At 40.4% G+C, this 16136-nt stretch carries 21 protein-coding genes; 20 read left to right on the top strand and 1 reads right to left on the bottom strand.

The window, feature by feature from the left end; genetic code table 11:
* Nucleotides 1-237 precede the first annotated feature (237 nt).
* Complete coding sequence (locus tag V7K60_RS34495) at nucleotides 238-1581, bottom strand: PQQ-dependent sugar dehydrogenase (protein ID WP_334932669.1); 1344 nt, start codon at nucleotides 1579-1581, stop codon at nucleotides 238-240.
* A gap of 738 nt (nucleotides 1582-2319) precedes the next feature.
* On the opposite strand from V7K60_RS34495, the gene V7K60_RS34490 reads away from it, so the two are divergent.
* The 20 genes from V7K60_RS34490 to V7K60_RS34400 all read left to right on the top strand — a co-directional run bounded on the left by V7K60_RS34490 (nucleotide 2320) and on the right by V7K60_RS34400 (nucleotide 15915).
* Nucleotides 2320-5937: a HEAT repeat domain-containing protein gene (locus tag V7K60_RS34490; RefSeq protein WP_334932738.1), complete on the top strand. Its 3618-nt coding sequence runs from the start codon at nucleotides 2320-2322 to the stop codon at nucleotides 5935-5937.
* 51 nt (nucleotides 5938-5988) lie between these two features.
* Complete coding sequence (locus V7K60_RS35515; RefSeq protein ID WP_442944513.1) at nucleotides 5989-6210, top strand: DUF6888 family protein; 222 nt, start codon at nucleotides 5989-5991, stop codon at nucleotides 6208-6210.
* A complete protein-coding gene (locus V7K60_RS34485; RefSeq protein WP_334932667.1) occupies nucleotides 6194-6439 on the top strand; it encodes a DUF6887 family protein in 246 nt (81 codons plus the stop codon). The genes V7K60_RS35515 and V7K60_RS34485 overlap by 17 nt, the downstream gene beginning before the upstream one ends.
* 23 nt (nucleotides 6440-6462) lie before the next feature.
* Nucleotides 6463-6693 carry a hypothetical protein gene (locus V7K60_RS34480; protein ID WP_334932665.1) on the top strand — a complete coding sequence of 77 codons (231 nt, stop codon included), beginning with the start codon at nucleotides 6463-6465 and terminating at the stop codon, nucleotides 6691-6693.
* A 15-nt stretch (nucleotides 6694-6708) separates the two neighbouring features.
* Complete coding sequence (locus tag V7K60_RS34475) at nucleotides 6709-6933, top strand: type II toxin-antitoxin system HicB family antitoxin (RefSeq protein ID WP_334932663.1); 225 nt, start codon at nucleotides 6709-6711, stop codon at nucleotides 6931-6933.
* Between the two features lie 53 nt (nucleotides 6934-6986).
* Nucleotides 6987-7214 (top strand): type II toxin-antitoxin system HicA family toxin, encoded by a 228-nt coding sequence (locus V7K60_RS34470; RefSeq protein ID WP_334932661.1) that lies wholly within the window; start codon nucleotides 6987-6989, stop codon nucleotides 7212-7214.
* Nucleotides 7211-7435 carry a type II toxin-antitoxin system HicB family antitoxin gene (locus V7K60_RS34465; protein WP_334742255.1) on the top strand — a complete coding sequence of 75 codons (225 nt, stop codon included), beginning with the start codon at nucleotides 7211-7213 and terminating at the stop codon, nucleotides 7433-7435. Before V7K60_RS34470 ends, V7K60_RS34465 begins: the two co-directional genes overlap by 4 nt.
* A gap of 25 nt (nucleotides 7436-7460) precedes the next feature.
* Nucleotides 7461-7715, top strand: coding sequence for a hypothetical protein (locus tag V7K60_RS34460; protein ID WP_334932659.1), 255 nt, complete (start codon nucleotides 7461-7463; stop codon nucleotides 7713-7715).
* Nucleotides 7716-7724: 9 nt separating this feature from the next.
* A complete protein-coding gene (locus tag V7K60_RS34455) occupies nucleotides 7725-8168 on the top strand; it encodes an HNH endonuclease (protein ID WP_334932657.1) in 444 nt (147 codons plus the stop codon).
* Nucleotides 8169-8258: 90 nt separating this feature from the next.
* A complete protein-coding gene (locus V7K60_RS34450; protein WP_334932656.1) occupies nucleotides 8259-8735 on the top strand; it encodes a hypothetical protein in 477 nt (158 codons plus the stop codon).
* Nucleotides 8736-8832: 97 nt separating this feature from the next.
* Nucleotides 8833-9078: a hypothetical protein gene (locus V7K60_RS34445; RefSeq protein ID WP_334932654.1), complete on the top strand. Its 246-nt coding sequence runs from the start codon at nucleotides 8833-8835 to the stop codon at nucleotides 9076-9078.
* 581 nt (nucleotides 9079-9659) lie between these two features.
* On the top strand, nucleotides 9660-10400 hold the full coding sequence (cysE, locus tag V7K60_RS34440; RefSeq protein WP_334932652.1) for a serine O-acetyltransferase: 741 nt from the start codon (nucleotides 9660-9662) through the stop codon (nucleotides 10398-10400).
* Between the two features lie 117 nt (nucleotides 10401-10517).
* The gene (locus tag V7K60_RS34435; RefSeq protein WP_334932650.1) at nucleotides 10518-10763 is read left to right on the top strand and encodes an Asr1405/Asl0597 family protein; all 246 of its coding nucleotides are present in this window, start codon (nucleotides 10518-10520) and stop codon (nucleotides 10761-10763) included.
* 306 nt (nucleotides 10764-11069) lie between these two features.
* On the top strand, nucleotides 11070-11267 hold the full coding sequence (locus V7K60_RS34430) for a DUF2949 domain-containing protein (RefSeq protein WP_292778738.1): 198 nt from the start codon (nucleotides 11070-11072) through the stop codon (nucleotides 11265-11267).
* 371 nt (nucleotides 11268-11638) lie between these two features.
* Nucleotides 11639-12772, top strand: a complete 1134-nt coding sequence (gene nifV, locus V7K60_RS34425; protein ID WP_334932648.1) for a homocitrate synthase — start codon at nucleotides 11639-11641, stop codon at nucleotides 12770-12772.
* Complete coding sequence (locus tag V7K60_RS34420; protein WP_334932646.1) at nucleotides 12759-13046, top strand: nitrogen fixation protein NifZ; 288 nt, start codon at nucleotides 12759-12761, stop codon at nucleotides 13044-13046. The genes nifV and V7K60_RS34420 overlap by 14 nt, the downstream gene beginning before the upstream one ends.
* The gene (nifT, locus tag V7K60_RS34415) at nucleotides 13021-13224 is read left to right on the top strand and encodes a putative nitrogen fixation protein NifT (protein WP_094327371.1); all 204 of its coding nucleotides are present in this window, start codon (nucleotides 13021-13023) and stop codon (nucleotides 13222-13224) included. The genes V7K60_RS34420 and nifT overlap by 26 nt, the downstream gene beginning before the upstream one ends.
* Nucleotides 13225-13326: 102 nt before the next feature.
* Nucleotides 13327-13875, top strand: coding sequence for a (2Fe-2S) ferredoxin domain-containing protein (locus V7K60_RS34410; protein ID WP_334932644.1), 549 nt, complete (start codon nucleotides 13327-13329; stop codon nucleotides 13873-13875).
* A 249-nt stretch (nucleotides 13876-14124) separates the two neighbouring features.
* Nucleotides 14125-15288 (top strand): PD-(D/E)XK nuclease family protein, encoded by a 1164-nt coding sequence (locus tag V7K60_RS34405; RefSeq protein WP_334932642.1) that lies wholly within the window; start codon nucleotides 14125-14127, stop codon nucleotides 15286-15288.
* A gap of 51 nt (nucleotides 15289-15339) precedes the next feature.
* Nucleotides 15340-15915: a Uma2 family endonuclease gene (locus V7K60_RS34400; protein WP_334932640.1), complete on the top strand. Its 576-nt coding sequence runs from the start codon at nucleotides 15340-15342 to the stop codon at nucleotides 15913-15915.
* The last annotated feature ends 221 nt before the right edge of the window (nucleotides 15916-16136 follow it).

Here is a 16136-nt window from a genome sequence, read left to right as displayed (position 1 = left end):
TAAATTTTGGACTTCGGCGTAAGCGTTCAATAGAACACTTTTACAGCTATTTTCAGGTAACATGTTGGCACACACGTACCGCTGTACCTGATGGTACACTTAATGAACTAATAATGAACTAATAGTGTCATTACCAACAATATTTAAGTCACCTCGCTTGGCTTTGTATACTCCTAGAGTCGTAAGAAAAGACTGGGAAATTCCGCTAAAGTTAGGGTCTCTGTAGACCTTAACCAGTTATGACGGCGTGTAGGAAAGCTTATAGATAGTGCCGCTGTAGTCATCCGAAATTAACAAATTACCTTGTCGGTCTACTACCATATCCACAGGTCGCCCCCAGGTTTCTTGCGTTGCTGGAACTACCCAACCGGTGACTAAATCTATCTCCTGCCCTGGGGTCTTTGTCATACTATTCCAGGGAAAGTAAGCTATTTTGTAGCCCGTTTTCTTCTGCCGATTCCATGAACCATGCAGTCCTGCCACTACCCCATTTGAGTATAGGCTGGGAAAGTTAGTATTTTGTAAGAATGTTAGTCCCAAGGGAGCTGAATGGGCTTGGATACCTTTGCTAATCCTGTCCATTGCATTACAATTAACCTTTCCATTACCATTGAACTGATAGTCCCAGTTAAATGGCATATTGTTGAGGCCGTTTGACGTGTCAGGATTGGGATTGCAGAATGGCCAACCGTAGTTACCGCCATCTCGGACTTTCGTGAACTCTTCTGGTGGGTGGTTGTCTACGTAGGAGGGGATAACCTTACCGTAATTGCCACTGCTATCTTTGAAGGGATAGGCGATGTTATCTCGATTATTAACGACTGCCCAAAGGTCATTTGTGCCAGGTAAGAATGCTAACCCTTCAGCATTACGTAAACCTTGGGCAAAAAGTCGCTGATTGGTTCCATTAGCGTTGTATTGGTAAATTGCACCACGTTTTGGAGTACTGACAGTATCTTCCTTACAGGCATTGCATGTAGAGGCGATCGACACGTACAGTTTATGGTTGGCATCAAGTGCGATATTTTTCAGTTCGTGACCATAAGCGCCTTTGAGTTCTTGTGTGCTTTTGTCTGGTAAGCCAGTTACAACGATTTGACGATTTTTTGCGATTAAGTCTCCAGTGTTGTAGATGAAGCGGTTAATTTGATGAGTCTCAGAGATATAAATGTATGTGGTGTTGTCAATCTTATGAAATACAATGTCGTGTGGTTTGCGTAGACCCGTCACGAAGTCAGAAATAATTGGGTCTTTGCTGCCATTTGGCCGGACAATTAACACTTTACCTGAACTGGGCTGTGATACTAGTAGATCCCCATTGGGAGCAACTGCCATAAAGCGAGCTTTGTTAATGCGAGCATAAACAGAGACGGAGAAATTGGGCGGCACTTTCAAGTAACGGTTAGTATTAAAGGGTGCAGAGGTCATTGTACTAGGCACTTTCAACTTGGTTTCAACAGATGCAGCAGGCGGTTGACCGATTGCTGCGGTGTTAAGAACCTCTAAGGACATTAAACTAATTAGCGATGCAGATAGTATGCGTCCAAGTATCTGTGTTGGTTTTAGAGTAAATGCAACCATTTTGAACTTCCCTCTAGCATGGTAGTGGTGTGTATTACACATAACTCTCGGCTAAGCGATTTGACCGAGAGTCTGAACAAAGCTAACTCACGGATATTATTTTTTTTTAACACTTAAAATATCTTTATATATTGCTATTTTTTCTAACTTATCAAAAAATTCATCAACCGAGAGTTATAAAAAAGGCAGAGCGATCGCACTTCCCAACAAAATATTCCTCAAGCTACTTAGCCTCAAAACTATTATGCAGAGCGTCTTAACAGCCTTCCTTCTCGGTCAAAAAGCCAAGTTTTTGTTTGAAAAACCCAAGGCTGAGGACTTGGTTTTTCTCAAATAGTGGTGATTGATTGCACATATCCCTTGGTATAACTAGCCGTGGCTCATGGTTGTAGCAAGGTAGTTTACGAATCTGGTTTTTACCCCACCCTAACCCTCCCCGGATGTATTGGGGAGGGAACTAGATTCCTGTTTCCCCCCAATGCATCGGGGCGATTAAGGGGGGTAATTCGACTTGTGTGTACACTGTAGCTTGTAAAGGGGAGGGAAGTAGATTTCCAACTTCCCCCCAATGCATTGGGGGGATTGAGGGGGGTAATTTGACTTGTGTGTACACCGTAGCCTAAAAAGAGAGAGGTTCTTCAGATACCTGTGATGTTTCTGCAATAACCCTGAAATCTGTAAACATTACTCAAGCTAGTGGATATACTCGTAATCAAACTCTCAACAGAAGCGAGTATTATGCTGGACTGGTTAGCTATTTGGGGTGTAACTCAGGCCGCCGGGTTTATTTTTAAACCCATTCTGGAAGACTTAGCCAAGGATGCTGCTAAAGATTGGGCTAAAGATTTATTAAAAGGGATTCCTGGCAAGATTTTCCAGAAACTTAAGAAAGAAGACATAGAAATTGCTGCTGGGAAAGCGTTAAAGGAATTTTTGCAACTCATGCAGCAGCAGTTAAAGGTTCGTTGCAAACTTGCTGAAACTGAGATTAAAGAGTACACCAAAGACATCCATAAATTTATCAGTGATAAGTCGGTTACAGAAACTCTTGGTAAGGCTTTTGATATTAATTGTGAATCTCTAGACGCTAAAACCCTAGAAGATAGTTGGAATAGGCTGCAATTAAAACCTCTGCCAGCTAAGTTTAACTGGCAATCACTTACAGAACAGTATTTTACACAAGTCCAAGAACTTCTTTTAGATTCAAAAGATTTACACCATATCCTAGAATTACAAAAGTTATCTGATATTGAAATCAATACCAAAGAAATTGCTGGTGTTATTGTAGATTTTAATTTAACTAAATATCAAGACGGAATCCGCGATCGCTATGGCAATCTCAAGTTAGATAGCTTAGATACTAGCGGCTATGCCTATAACGAACTTAAATTATGGCGGATTTTTATTGCTCAAAATGTCCGGGAAACTCATCAAGTTTTAGCGCAAGTTCACGAACTGCCTAAAGAACATCTTAGACGGCTGCGAGAAAGTGACCAAGTAGAAGCTGTTGAATTAGAAGACTTAGAACGTCACAAACGGGTTTATTTTGAACAGCCGATACGTTCAGTTTTAGATGTTGTCAATAAAAAGCAAGATTATAAATCTATTGTGATTTTGGGCGATCCTGGTTCAGGGAAGTCTACATTGTTGCAATTTCTGGCTTTGAATTGGGCAGAGTCACCACTGGATAATGTTATCTCATTACCAATTCCGTTACTAATTGAATTACGTACTTATATGCGGTGGCGCGAGAATAAAGAGAATCAAAGTTTTCTGGATTTCTTTCATAAAGGTAGTGGTGCTGTTTATCATCTCAATCAGGTTGAACTAGATAAACTATTAAAAGCTGGTAATGCCTTAGTGATGTTTGATGGTTTGGATGAGGTATTTGACCCTGGTAAGCGAGAAGATGTAATTACTGATATTCATCGCTTTACTAATGAGTATCCTGATGTGCAGGTAATTGTCACTTCTCGGATTATTGGCTATAAACCGCAACGATTGCTTAATGCTGAGTTTCGCCACTTTATCTTACAAGATTTAGACTCAGAACAAATTCAGGATTTTATCAAGCGTTGGCATGAGTTAACTTTTACCGATGCAGCAGATAAAGTGAGAAAGCGGGAACGGCTACAAAAAGGAATTGCAGCTTCCAAATCTATTACAGAATTGGCGGGAAATCCTCTGTTGTTGACGATGATGGCAATTCTTAATCGGAATCAAGAGCTACCAAGAGATAGAGCCGAGCTTTATAATCAAGCATCGCGGGTACTGCTACATCAATGGGATGTGGAACGCGCTTTGATAGAAGATCAGAGGTTAGACCCCAAGACGATTGATTATAAAGATAAGCAAGCGATGCTGCGTCAGGTTGCTTATCTTATGCAAACTGGTGAGAAAGGTTTGGCAGGTAATTTGATTAATGAAAATGATTTAGTCAAAGTTCTGACTGATTATCTCAAAATCATAGAATTTGATAAACCCAGAGAAGCGGCACGGGTGATAATTAATCAACTGCGGACTCGCAACTTTATGTTATGTTTCCTGGGTGCGGATTATTATGCTTTTGTGCACCGGACATTTTTAGAATATTTCTGTGCTTGGGAGTTTGTCTGGCAGTTTAAAGAAACGCAAGCGCTGACTATTGAGGAACTTAAGAATGAAGTTTTTGGCAAACACTGGCAAGATGAAAGTTGGCATGAGGTATTGCTGCTAATTGCGGGAATGATTGAGCCAAAATTTGTTGGCGAGATTCTTGAGTATTTAATGGCGCAAGATGGCGAAGAGGAAAAGTTTGTTAATCTCTTTTTAGCGGCTAAGTGTCTTGCAGAGGTGAGAAATCGCTCGGCGATCGCGTCAACGGCTAATAAATTACTTAACGAGCTACAAGACTTAACTAAATATGACCTCTGGTACTATTACGACCCCCGGTTATATGAAGAAAATAAGCTAGTTCAAGAAATTCGCACTCAAGCAGTCACAGCAATAGCAATGACTTGGCAAGAATCTCCTGACACCAAATCCTTCCTCAAACAACGCGCTACCCAGGATGATAACTGGGATGTGCAACGTGCAGCAGTCAAAGAATTAGCGAAGAACTTCAAAGATGACCCCGACACCAAATCCATCCTCAAAGAACGCGCTACCCAGAATGATCACAGCAATGTGGGAGATGCAGCAGTCGAAGAATTAGCGAAGAACTTCAAAGATGATCCTGATACCAAAACCTGGCTCAAAGAACGCGCTACCCAGGATGATTGGTTTGTGCGACGTGCAGCAGTCGAAGTATTAGCAAAGAACTTCAAAGATGACCCCGACACCAAATCCATCCTCAAAGAACGCGCTACCCAGGATGATGACAACAATGTGCGAGGTGCAGCAGTCGAAGTATTAGCGAAGAACTTCAAAGATGACCCCGACACCAAAACCTGGCTCAAAGAACGCGCTACCCAGGATGATGACTATTATGTGCGATATGCAGCAGTCCAAGAATTAGCCAACAACTTCAAAGATGACCCCGACACCAAATCCATCCTTAAACAACGCGTTACCCAGGATGATGACAACAATGTGCGAGGTGCAGCAGTCCGGGCATTAGCCCAGAATTTCAAAGATGACCCTGACACCAAATCCATCCTCAAAGAACGCGCTACCCAGGATGATGACAGGTTTGTCCGATGTGCAGCAGTCCAAGAATTAGCGAAGAACTTCAAAGATGACCCCGACACCAAATCCATCCTCAAAGAACGTGCTACCCAGGATGATGACAACAATGTGCGAAGTGCAGCAGTCCGGGCATTAGCCCAGAATTTCAAAGATGACCCCGACACCAAATCCATCCTCAAAGAACGCGCTACCCAGGATACTCACGAAGATGTGCGAAGTGCAGCAGTCCGGGCATTAGCCCAGAATTTCAAAGATGACCTCGACACCAAATCCATCCTCAAAGAACGCGCTACCCAGGATACTCACGAAGATGTGCGAAGTGCAGCAGTCCGGGCATTAGCCCAGAACTTCAAAGATGACCCCGACACCAAAACCTGGCTCAAAGAACGCGCTACCCAGGATGATCACGAAGATGTGCGAGGTGCAGCAGTCCGAGAATTAGCTCAACACTTTAAATATCAACCTGAGTTGCTTGAAATCTACTATGACTGCGCTGTCGATAATACCTTTAAAGATAGCCATAATCCTCGGCTTAAACCCAATCCTCGGTATATTGCACTGGAGATAATTATCAAACAATTTCCTCAGCATCCCCAGACTTTAACACTGTTGCGCGATCGCGCCGACAATGACCCAGATGAGCAAGTGCGGGAATTTGCTCACAAGAAGTTAAAGCAGTTGGAAGGGTAAATGTAAGCTGATTGACTATTTACAGTAGAAACCGCAAAAGAAAGGCTTACTATTATCCATGTCACAATTGAGGAACAGACGATTTACCCAACATACGCACAAGCTATAGCCTGTCTACGTGTCTGTCAGATGTTATCTAACACCTATGGGAGTATTGAGCTATTTCGCTTTGATGACCTAACCGGAGTTGTATTTATTTTTGTCAATGAAGAACTCCAAATCATTGTACCTGCTAATGGAAACTGGAGGTTTTTAAATGCGACTGAATTTTGAAGCAATGACTAACAAAGAACTAATAGCTTACGCACTTGCACACCGGGAAGATGTAGAGCCTTTGCGTGTTTTGTATGGTCGCCGCACTCCTGATTCAGAAGCAACATGGTACGGCCCAATGGTAGCTGAAGACGGTACGCCAATAGAAGAAAATATTTGCATTGCAGAAGAAGCAATTAGGCAACGTATTGAACAAGCAAATCAAAGCAAGCAAGATTCTCAAAGTTAAGAATAAAAGATTGGCTAAAAATTATGGATAACACAGAAGTTCGTCAGCAAATAAACCAATATCTAGATGTATTATCTTCAGAACGCCTACAACTGGTTGCTGATTTTTTAGCATATCTGGCAGATAAGGAGAGTGAAGATGCTACCCAAGAGTTACTTGATATCCCTGGATTTATTGAATCCTTTGAAAGAGGTAAAAAAGATATTGCTGAAGGTCGAGTAAAAAACTGGAGGTTAATAATTCGTAATTCGTAATTATGTTTCAGAAGAATGAAATATACAATTGTGATTAAATGGTCAGAAGAAGACCAATGTTATGTGGTTTTCTTACCTGAGTTTACGCATATAATGCAGCCTTGCACTCACGGAGAGACTTACGAAGACGCTCTTAAAAATGCTCAAGAAGTTTTAGAAATGTTGATTGAATCATCTTTGGCTGATGGTGAACCTCTACCAGAGCCTAAAACGTTAAGAAAATCTTTGGAAGTTGCATAGATAAGCAAAGAGAGTATTGGTAAATCAGGGGAGTGGAAATGTAAACAGAGGCTATGCCCAAAAAAATCAGAGAACTTAAAAGCTTATTGCTACAAGCAGGGTTTACCTCCCGTAGTGGTAAAGGTAGCCACACTAATTGGTATCATCATCTTTTACCTGGGAGAGTTACTATATCAGGTAAAGACGGAAGTGATGCTAAAGCCTACCAAGAAAAAGACGTTAATAATGCACTTCAAAGGTTAGAAGAAATTAAAAATGCTCAAGAGGAAGAAAAAGAATGAATTCTCGCTACACAATAATTATTCAGTGGTCTGATGAAGATGAGTGTTTTGTTGTCAGTCTTCCTGAATGGGGAGAATTTTGTCACACTCACGGAGAGACTTATGAAGAAGCTTTTAAAAATGCTCAAGAAGTTTTAGAAATGCTGATTGAATCATCTTTGGCAGATGGTCAAACTTTACCAGAACCTAAAACGCTAGGAAAATCTTTGGAAGTTGCATAAAATTTAAGAATTAAAGGGGTAGCTTATGAACATATCTGTAAATACAGCTAAAGTCTACGATGAAATTATAGAGTTTATTGCTGCTGGAACCACCCCCCAAAGCGTTATCGATTTCAAGCTCTCAGATGCAGCGAAAGACCGTTTAGAGGATTTGGTTTATCGTGCAAAAACTGAAAGTCTTACTGGAAGTGATCAGCAAGAGTTAGATTATTTCCTCATGCTAGAGCATATTATGACTTTGGCAAAAGCAAAGGCTCATCAGTACGTTAACCCTCAATAAGTATTCAAAATGTCTCGTCTATATATTAATGCAGAACTGCGGCGTTTAGTTGCCGATCGCGCCGAGCATATTTGCGAGTACTGTCTTGTCTCTGAAGTAGATAGATCATCGGGTTGTCAAGTTGACCATATAATCAGTGTCAAACACGGCGGCGCTACAACAGCAGATAATCTCTGCTGTGCCTGTATTTTCTGTAACCTGCAAAAAAGGACGGATTTAGGGTCAATTAATTGGCAAACTGGCGAACTTGTGCGGTTTTTTAACCCACGCAGAGATTTTTGGGGTGAGCATTTTCAACTAGATGAGGCTGTGATTCAACATCAAACAGAGATTGGAGAAGTCACCGCACGTATCCTAGATTTTAACGGCGATGAAAGAATTCTAGAGCGACAAGCTTTGATTGCATCTGGTCAGTATCCCTCAGCATCGGCGCTAAAACAGATAAATAAATAGGTTATGATGTGCGATCGCTCTTATCAATGGGAATTCTATACTTAGCAACTATTGCTATTTCACCATTAGAACTCCCAAGGTAAATATACAATGTCCTATCAAAATATTGCAGCCACCCTTTCGCCACAAGATATCCAAGAAATTAGAGCTGCGCTACAGATAGTCCAAAAAAAGCTGCCCTTTTTGATTACTCTCAGCACTGAAGAACGACGTAAATTGGTAAAAATGGGCGATAAAAGCCTAGCTTTTGTAAATAATAGCATTACTGCTGCTCAGTCTAACCGCGAAATTCTTCCAGCCACTTTTGACGTTGAGGAACTGGTTCAGGATTATCAATTAGCGGCTGCACTTACCGAACTTTTAATCTCCATGCAGCAACTCACCGAACAGGTCGATGATACCCTAATGGCTGTCGGTAGTGAAGCGATGACTAGCAGTTTGACAGTTTATGATTATGTGAAGACTGCATCAAAAAAGACTCCAGGCTTAAAAACTGTTGCTGAACAGTTGGGCGAACGTTTTAAAGCTATTGGTAAGGGCAAATCTGCTAAAACTCCCGTCTCTTGATAATTTAATACTCATCGGCGAACTGTAGGGGCGTACAAATGTATGCCCCTATTCTGTTTATCCACCTTTTATCTCCGTTAACGAGTATTTGAACCGGATGAATCCACCTTTTATCTCCGTTAACGAGTATTTGAACCGGATGAATCCACCTTTTATCCCCGTTAACGAGTATTTGAACTGGATGAATCCACCTTTTATCTCCGTCGTCGAGTATTTTAACTGGATGAATCCACCTTTGATCTCCGTTGACGAGTATTTTAACTGGATGAATCCACCTTTGAACTCCGTCAACGAGTATTTGAACCGGATGAATCCACTTCTACAGGTTCCGTGGTTAGGGTAGCATAGCTGTGCTAACTTACAGCGATGAGAACATTTACCTATTCTGCTGTTTTAAAATTTTGTGTTGGCTATTCCCACACATCTATATAATAAGAAAACAGTTACGATGAGCGATAACTATATTTTGAAACGTATACATACATACAGACAGCAAATCCTAAAAGAAAATAAAGAAACCTGTCTTTTCTCTAACCCAATAATAAGATACTAATAGTAATAGGATATACAAAATATTGATTTTTAGCCTTATCCAACTCATGTTTGAGTACATCTGAGTACAACTTAATATATTACAAAATATCTTGATTAAATCTTAGCAAAGACTTACAGGTAAAGTTTATTGTAGCGAGAACATAAATTCTTAACCCCCGCCCCAAAAATACTAGTACCCCCATCATTAAATACTAGCGCCCCTACCCCAAGACAAATTTTAAGTTTATCTTGAGTGGGGGTTTTGGCGTTTGAGTACAACCTCAATCAATCCAATAAATCCAATCAGCATTGAGTTTTCTATCGAGTTGGAAGTCACCTGATATAAGCATAAAAATAGCAGATGACTCATTCACCAGATAGACATTACCGATGCAACAGTCTTTAGACAGTATTAGCGATCGCCAAACTACCAAAACGCAGGATTCTGCCCGCACATCCATGCTGAAAAATCTCCTCTCTGGCGTTTTTTTTGAGCCATTATTGAGTGATTTTCGCATTATTTTTGAGCGCGATCCAGCAGCACGTAATTGGCTAGAAGTGGTGTTTTGCTACCCTGGATTGCACGCGCTATGTTTGCATCGTCTTGCTCACTGGTTACATGGACGAGGAGTCGGTTTTATCCCCCGCTTAATTTCTCATTTGGGGCGATTTTTGACCGGAATTGAAATTCACCCAGGTGCAAAGATTGGTCAGGGTGTGTTTATCGACCACGGAATGGGTGTAGTCATTGGTGAAACTGCGATCGTCGGCGACTATACACTGATTTACCAGGACGTCACCCTTGGCGGAACTGGTAAAGAAAGCGGTAAGCGTCATCCCACAGTCGGCAAAAATGCAGTGATTGGGGCGGGTGCAAAAGTTTTAGGTAATTTGCAAATTGGCGATCGCGTCCGTATTGGTGCTGGTTCCATTGTCTTACGGAATATCCCCAACGACTGCACAGTTGTGGGAGTTCCCGGCAGAATTATTTCTCGGAACGAAAGCGCCAGCCTTTCTCCTTTAGAACATGGAAAGCTACCCGATGTAGAAGCAACCGTGATTCGTTCTTTGCTCTCGCGCATTGAGCAACTCGAAAAACAACTGCAAACTTTAGGCGTTAAGAGTCATTAGTCATTGGGCATGGGGAGCCACTGCGTTGGGCGGGCAATGCCCGACTTGTTCGCTTTTAGCGTTCCCCCGCAGGGTAGCAAGTGGCGTCATTGAGCATTAGCAAAGGACAAAGGACAAATGACAAATCACACTTTAGGCGATCAAGTTTTGCAGATTCCTTTGAGCGATCGCTGGCGAATCTATCACCGATTGCAAGAGTTAAAAATTAAGAGCTACTGTCCTCCTGATGGTTCTTTACGAGTGCAAGTGGACAATTTGCTCGAAGTAATTCTAATTCGCAGTACAGTTATGCAATTTCTTGCTTCTCGTCACGAATTATTAGAGTGGCTAGAGCGTTGCTGGCATTACAGTGATGAGTCATGATTATTTCAAAAAGACCTAATTCAGAGACGATTAATCTTGAATTCATGACGCAAATACTGGACTTTATCGTTTTTGTTCATAGATGCACAAAGCTCAAATAGGTTTAGAGTTTGAAGCTACTGTCCGCTAGCAGAATTTGTTGCAGACTGAGATGGATTAGACGGGGTTTAGATTTTATTTCTTCTACTAAATTTGAAATTCCCCTGACATATAGCAACAATTAGAAAGGCGAAATTCCTAAATATAAATTGGAGTTTCTGATTTTTAATCTTTTCTCAAATTAAAAAATTGAAAGTTCAATCAATTATGGCGACTCGGAACAGAGATATAAAACTCCTCAATTTTTTGCACAATGAACTTGAACTTTCAAATGCTGATATTGCTGTAGCTCTGCGACACCGTGAATTAGACAATGGCCCACTACCGATGCTCCTCTGGCAGTATGGTTTCGTTGACTTGGAGCAGCTAGGAAAGATATTTGATTGGCTAGCAGACCACAGTTAGCTAGTTTGTACCCCTTAGCGTTGAGTACCATTACCTGCCTAAATTACACCAAGATGTACTAGAAAAGATGAGGTTACGAAGATGATTACATCCTTAATTGCTGGATTCTGTGTATTACTTTGTTCGGGATTTGCTAATAGTTATATTAGTTCATTGCTACTCGAAGACATTTCAACTGACATCGGTGAAAACGATTAGTAATTTATACATTATTTTAGTTCCCTGCCATACAGATGTGATGCTAATAATGGGGCAATAATTAAGGATCATGTATCCTACATTATGAATTGTGATATTTTTAGCATTTACCATCACGAGGGATTGTAGAGGGAAAGGATATTAAGAATACTTCCAATAGAGGGATATTTGCAATGAATCAAATCATAATTAATGACACTACATTACGTGATGGCGAACAAGCCGCAGGTGTTGCCTTTACTCTACAAGAAAAAGTAGCGATCGCTAAGTTTCTCGATGCCATTGGTATACCGGAATTAGAAGTGGGTATACCGGCAATGGGTGACGAAGAAACGCGGGCGATCGCCGCAATCTCTAACTTAGGTTTACAAGCAAAACTCTTGGGCTGGAACCGTGCTGTCATCTCAGATATCAAGGCTTCCATCGCCTGTGGTTTGAACCGGGTGCATATTGCCATTCCGGTCTCTGGTATCCAAATTGCCACTAAATTTCATGGTCAGTGGCGAGTAAGTTTACAAAAACTCAAAGACTCAATCAACTTCGCTCTCGATCAAGGTCTTTGGGTAGCAGTTGGCGGCGAAGATTCTTCCAGGGCTGATGAAAACTTCCTCTTAGATGTAGCACTTTATGCCCAAGAATGGGGTGCATCCCGCTTCCGCTTCTGCGACACTGTAGGAGTTCTCGACCCCTTCACCACCTACACCAAAGTCCAACAGCTGGTTTCAGCGTTGACGATTCCCCTAGAAATCCACACGCATAATGATTTTGGTATGGCAACTGCCAACGCCCTTGCGGGTATTAAAGCCGGAGCCTCATCAGTGAATACCACTGTCAATGGATTGGGTGAAAGGGCAGGAAATGCCGCATTAGAAGAAGTTGTCATGGCAATCAGACGCATCTACAACGTTGATTTGGGCATTGACACTTCCAGTTTGTTGGAACTGTCTCAACTAGTTGCAGCCGCATCAGGAGCCGATGTACCACCCTGGAAAGCGATCGTTGGCGAAAATACTTTTGCTCACGAATCTGGCATCCATGCTCACGGGGTATTGCAAAACCCCATCACCTACGAACCATTTGCACCCGAAGAAGTAGGTTGGGAACGGCGTTTAGTAGTAGGTAAACATTCTGGACGGCATTTGGTTGCTAACTTACTAGAACAGCATGGAATTTTCTTGAACTCCCAAGAAACCCAATCTGTTTTAGATGCAGTGCGTCATCAATCGGTACAGAAAAAACGCAGTTTGACGACAGAAGAACTATTGAATTTGGTCAGAGAACAGAGGTACTCTCATGCAACGCGATGAATTAGAACTCCACTTGCCACCTGCTTTTGAAATTGGTGAAAAAGTCAGAGTTCGGAAACTGCTCAAAAACGATGGAACCTTTCCTGGTAAAGAAGTTGGGCAAGTTTTAGTGAACAAAGGAGATATCGGCTACATAGCAAGTATAGGGACATATTTGCAGACTTCCTATATTTATGCTGTGCATTTCTTGGAAACAGGATTCGTCGTTGGCTGTATGAAAAAAGAACTAGAATCTGTTGAGGAATCTCATGAAAGTAATGCTACGGATGAATGATGCCGGTACTTTAGTAGTCTACGTTGCTAAAAAAGACCTGGAAGAAGAAGTCGTTAAACAAACCGATGGAAATGATGGCAAGATTCTCACCCTAGCAAATGGTTGGGAATTGGAATTTCGTGATTTGCCAGATGCAGCAAATTTACCTCAAACAGTAGAAGCTAAACGCCTAGCTTAAAAATAGTTAGGAGTTAAGAGTTATGAGTTATAAATTTTAACTCTTAACTCCTCACTCCTAACTCCTCGCTTTTAACTCCCCACTCCTAACTTTTTATCAATCATGGGTAACAAGTATTTGACGTTATCAGAATTGAACCTTGAAGGACAGTTACTAGGCTTTGTTGGTGGTGAACCAGGAAAATATAAATACTTGCAATTGGCAGTTCCATCTGGAAATGTGGAAATAAAACTGCCTAAAGAGTTGCGCCGTTCTCTAAGTTCATCCTTAGTTCTCGGTCAGCGAGTTCGTGTTTGTGGTCATAGTAAGGTAGATTCACGCACAAGTAAAATAAAAATTAAAGCCTATCGAGTGACACCAATTGATGCGTGTCCAAAGCAAGATTTACCACCTCAACCCAAAGCGAGGATTATGGTATGTCAAAAGGGCGGTTGCCTGAAACGTGGTGGTAAAGGTTTATTATCAGAATTAGAAAAAACTTTGAGCGATCGCGGTTTGTTAGATAAAGTTAACATTGAACATACTAGTTGCCAAAAATGCTGTGGCAGCGCTCCCAACTGTGTTTTACAGCTTGGTAACAAGAAATACAAGAATATTCATCCTGATGCGATCGCATCTTTGCTAGAAGGTCACTTAACTTCAGAGCAATAAACTTCTCTAGCTATTCTTAAAATAATACACAACTTTGTAGGGGTAAAATTTTTACCCCTATTTGTTGTAAGTAGCGTCTGTATAGCACTCTTGTCAAACTGCGATCGGCTAAGTTATAACTGCTGCAACACTAGTAATATCTAATACAAACAGAACTTATAAAAATTTTTTTAGCCTTGTTCCAGAAGGACTACAAGCCTAGTTATTGTGTATAACTTTGTTGGAATTACCTTAAATAGCTAAAAATCAATGTCTTTGTTTAGCAATTTACTCAACTTACATTCAGCAAGTAAACCGCGTGAAGATTTTTTTACTGAGATTGTTGCTTATTTTCTCTCCCTAAATAATGATATTTTACTTGGTTGGCTAAAACATCACTCAATCATTAATGATGATAATTATCCCAGCATCAAGATTTCAACTCAACAAGAACACAAAGGACTTAAAAGCCATACAGAGGATAGCAGACTTGATATTGTGGTTGAATTGTCAAATGGTTTTAGCACAGATGTAATATTTATTGAATCAAAACTTGGCGCGAAGGATGGAAATAATTCTTTAAAAAAATATACTGAAATTTTGAGTAATTTACCAAATGTCAGACATCGAATTTTAATTTACATCACCCGTGATTATGAGCCAAAAAAAGAAATTAAAACTCTAGCATTTAATCTAGAGCCAAAAGTAAGTTTTTATCAATTGAGATGGCATCAATTTTATGCCCGCTTACAACAACACGCGGCTGATATCTTAGCCCAAGAAATATTAATTTTCATGAGGAGAAATGGAATGTTTACCACTAATCAATTTTCATCGCTTGACTTATTGACAATGGTGAATTTTAACAAAACTCTCAATCTCATGGAATCAACCCTCAGTGAAGAAGTACAGCACGAATTCCGGTTAGCTTTTGGAGGTGTTATCAGAGGTGCAGCAAGTAGGACTCAATGGAAATGGGACGAGAGATATATTATCTACACCCACTTTTCTCCCTCCACATGGGACTTATGGTGTGGTCTTGGATACTTCGGTTTAAATCCAAGTAATTTAACTGATTATCCATATTTAGGTATATTTTTGCAGGTTTCTCATAAGTTTGGACAACGCTCAAAAATTATTGAATCTATGCAAAAAATAATTAACGATAAACCTAATCTATGGACTCCTAGTAATTTAAAAGTTTTGCCAGCATGGTCAGGTATATTTTATCGAAAAAGCTTACAAGACTTTTTATCTGAAGAAAACCACGTATCTGCTATTAAATTATTTTTCCAAGAGTCAATAAAGGAATTAAAAACGGTTCAAGAACAATATTTTGATTTTCCTTGGAAGGGTGTAAGTATAGAAACAGCTACAGAAACTGATAAAGAAGAAGACTTAGACACTTCACCATCTTCCATCGCAGAAGTTTAATCAGTTACAGCTATATTAAGATAAAAATAACTCTGCATTCTCGTAGTTGTTATGAGTCTTACCACTGCTAAACGCTTTACTATAGCTGAATATCACCGTCTAGCTGAACTCGGCTTCTTTAAGGATAATGAGCGAGTTGAGTTGATTAAGGGTGAAATAATCCAGATGGCAGCAAAAGGTACACTACACTATGTTTGTGAAACACGCCTAGAACGAGAATTATATAAGCTAGTAGGCGATCGCGCAACCCTGCGAGGACAACAACCAATTACTTTATCTAACAACAGTGAGCCTGAACCAGATAGAGTAATTGCAAAAAATAGAGATGATGACTATCTAGCGAATCATCCTAGCCCATCTGATATTTTACTCTTAATTGAAATTGCTGATTCATCCTTAAAATATGACCAAGAAGAAAAGCTACCTATTTATGCAGAAGCAAATATCTCTGATTATTGGATATTTAATTTAGTAGATAATTATCTGGAGTGCTATAGCGAACCTTATCAAGCTTTGCAAGGTAAATTTGGTTATCGTCGCAAATTTATTTATCTGCCAAATGAATCAGTTAATCTGTCCTGCTTTCCTAATTTAGTAGTGGATTTATCTAAGGTGTTTCCAGGTTAGGGTGTAAGGAGTGATGTCTGATAAGAAGCTGTTGCACGCCTTCTAATGAATATAGGTGTTATAAGTGTTATTGAGATTGTTTGGAGAATTACCGAAGTAGTTTTTGTATTTGATAACTATCTGAGAAAAAAAAGCCCTTGCTAGAAAGTAAGGGCATTAAAATTTACCTATTTAGTGTTTAGTGAGTAAATCTATACACTTTGGGATACTTTTCGCTTAAG

This window comes from Nostoc sp. (genome assembly GCF_036917555.1).
GTDB lineage: Bacteria > Cyanobacteriota > Cyanobacteriia > Cyanobacteriales > Nostocaceae > Nostoc.
Note: the sequence above shows the minus strand (reverse complement) of the source record. Positions and strands in the feature narration are given on the sequence as shown.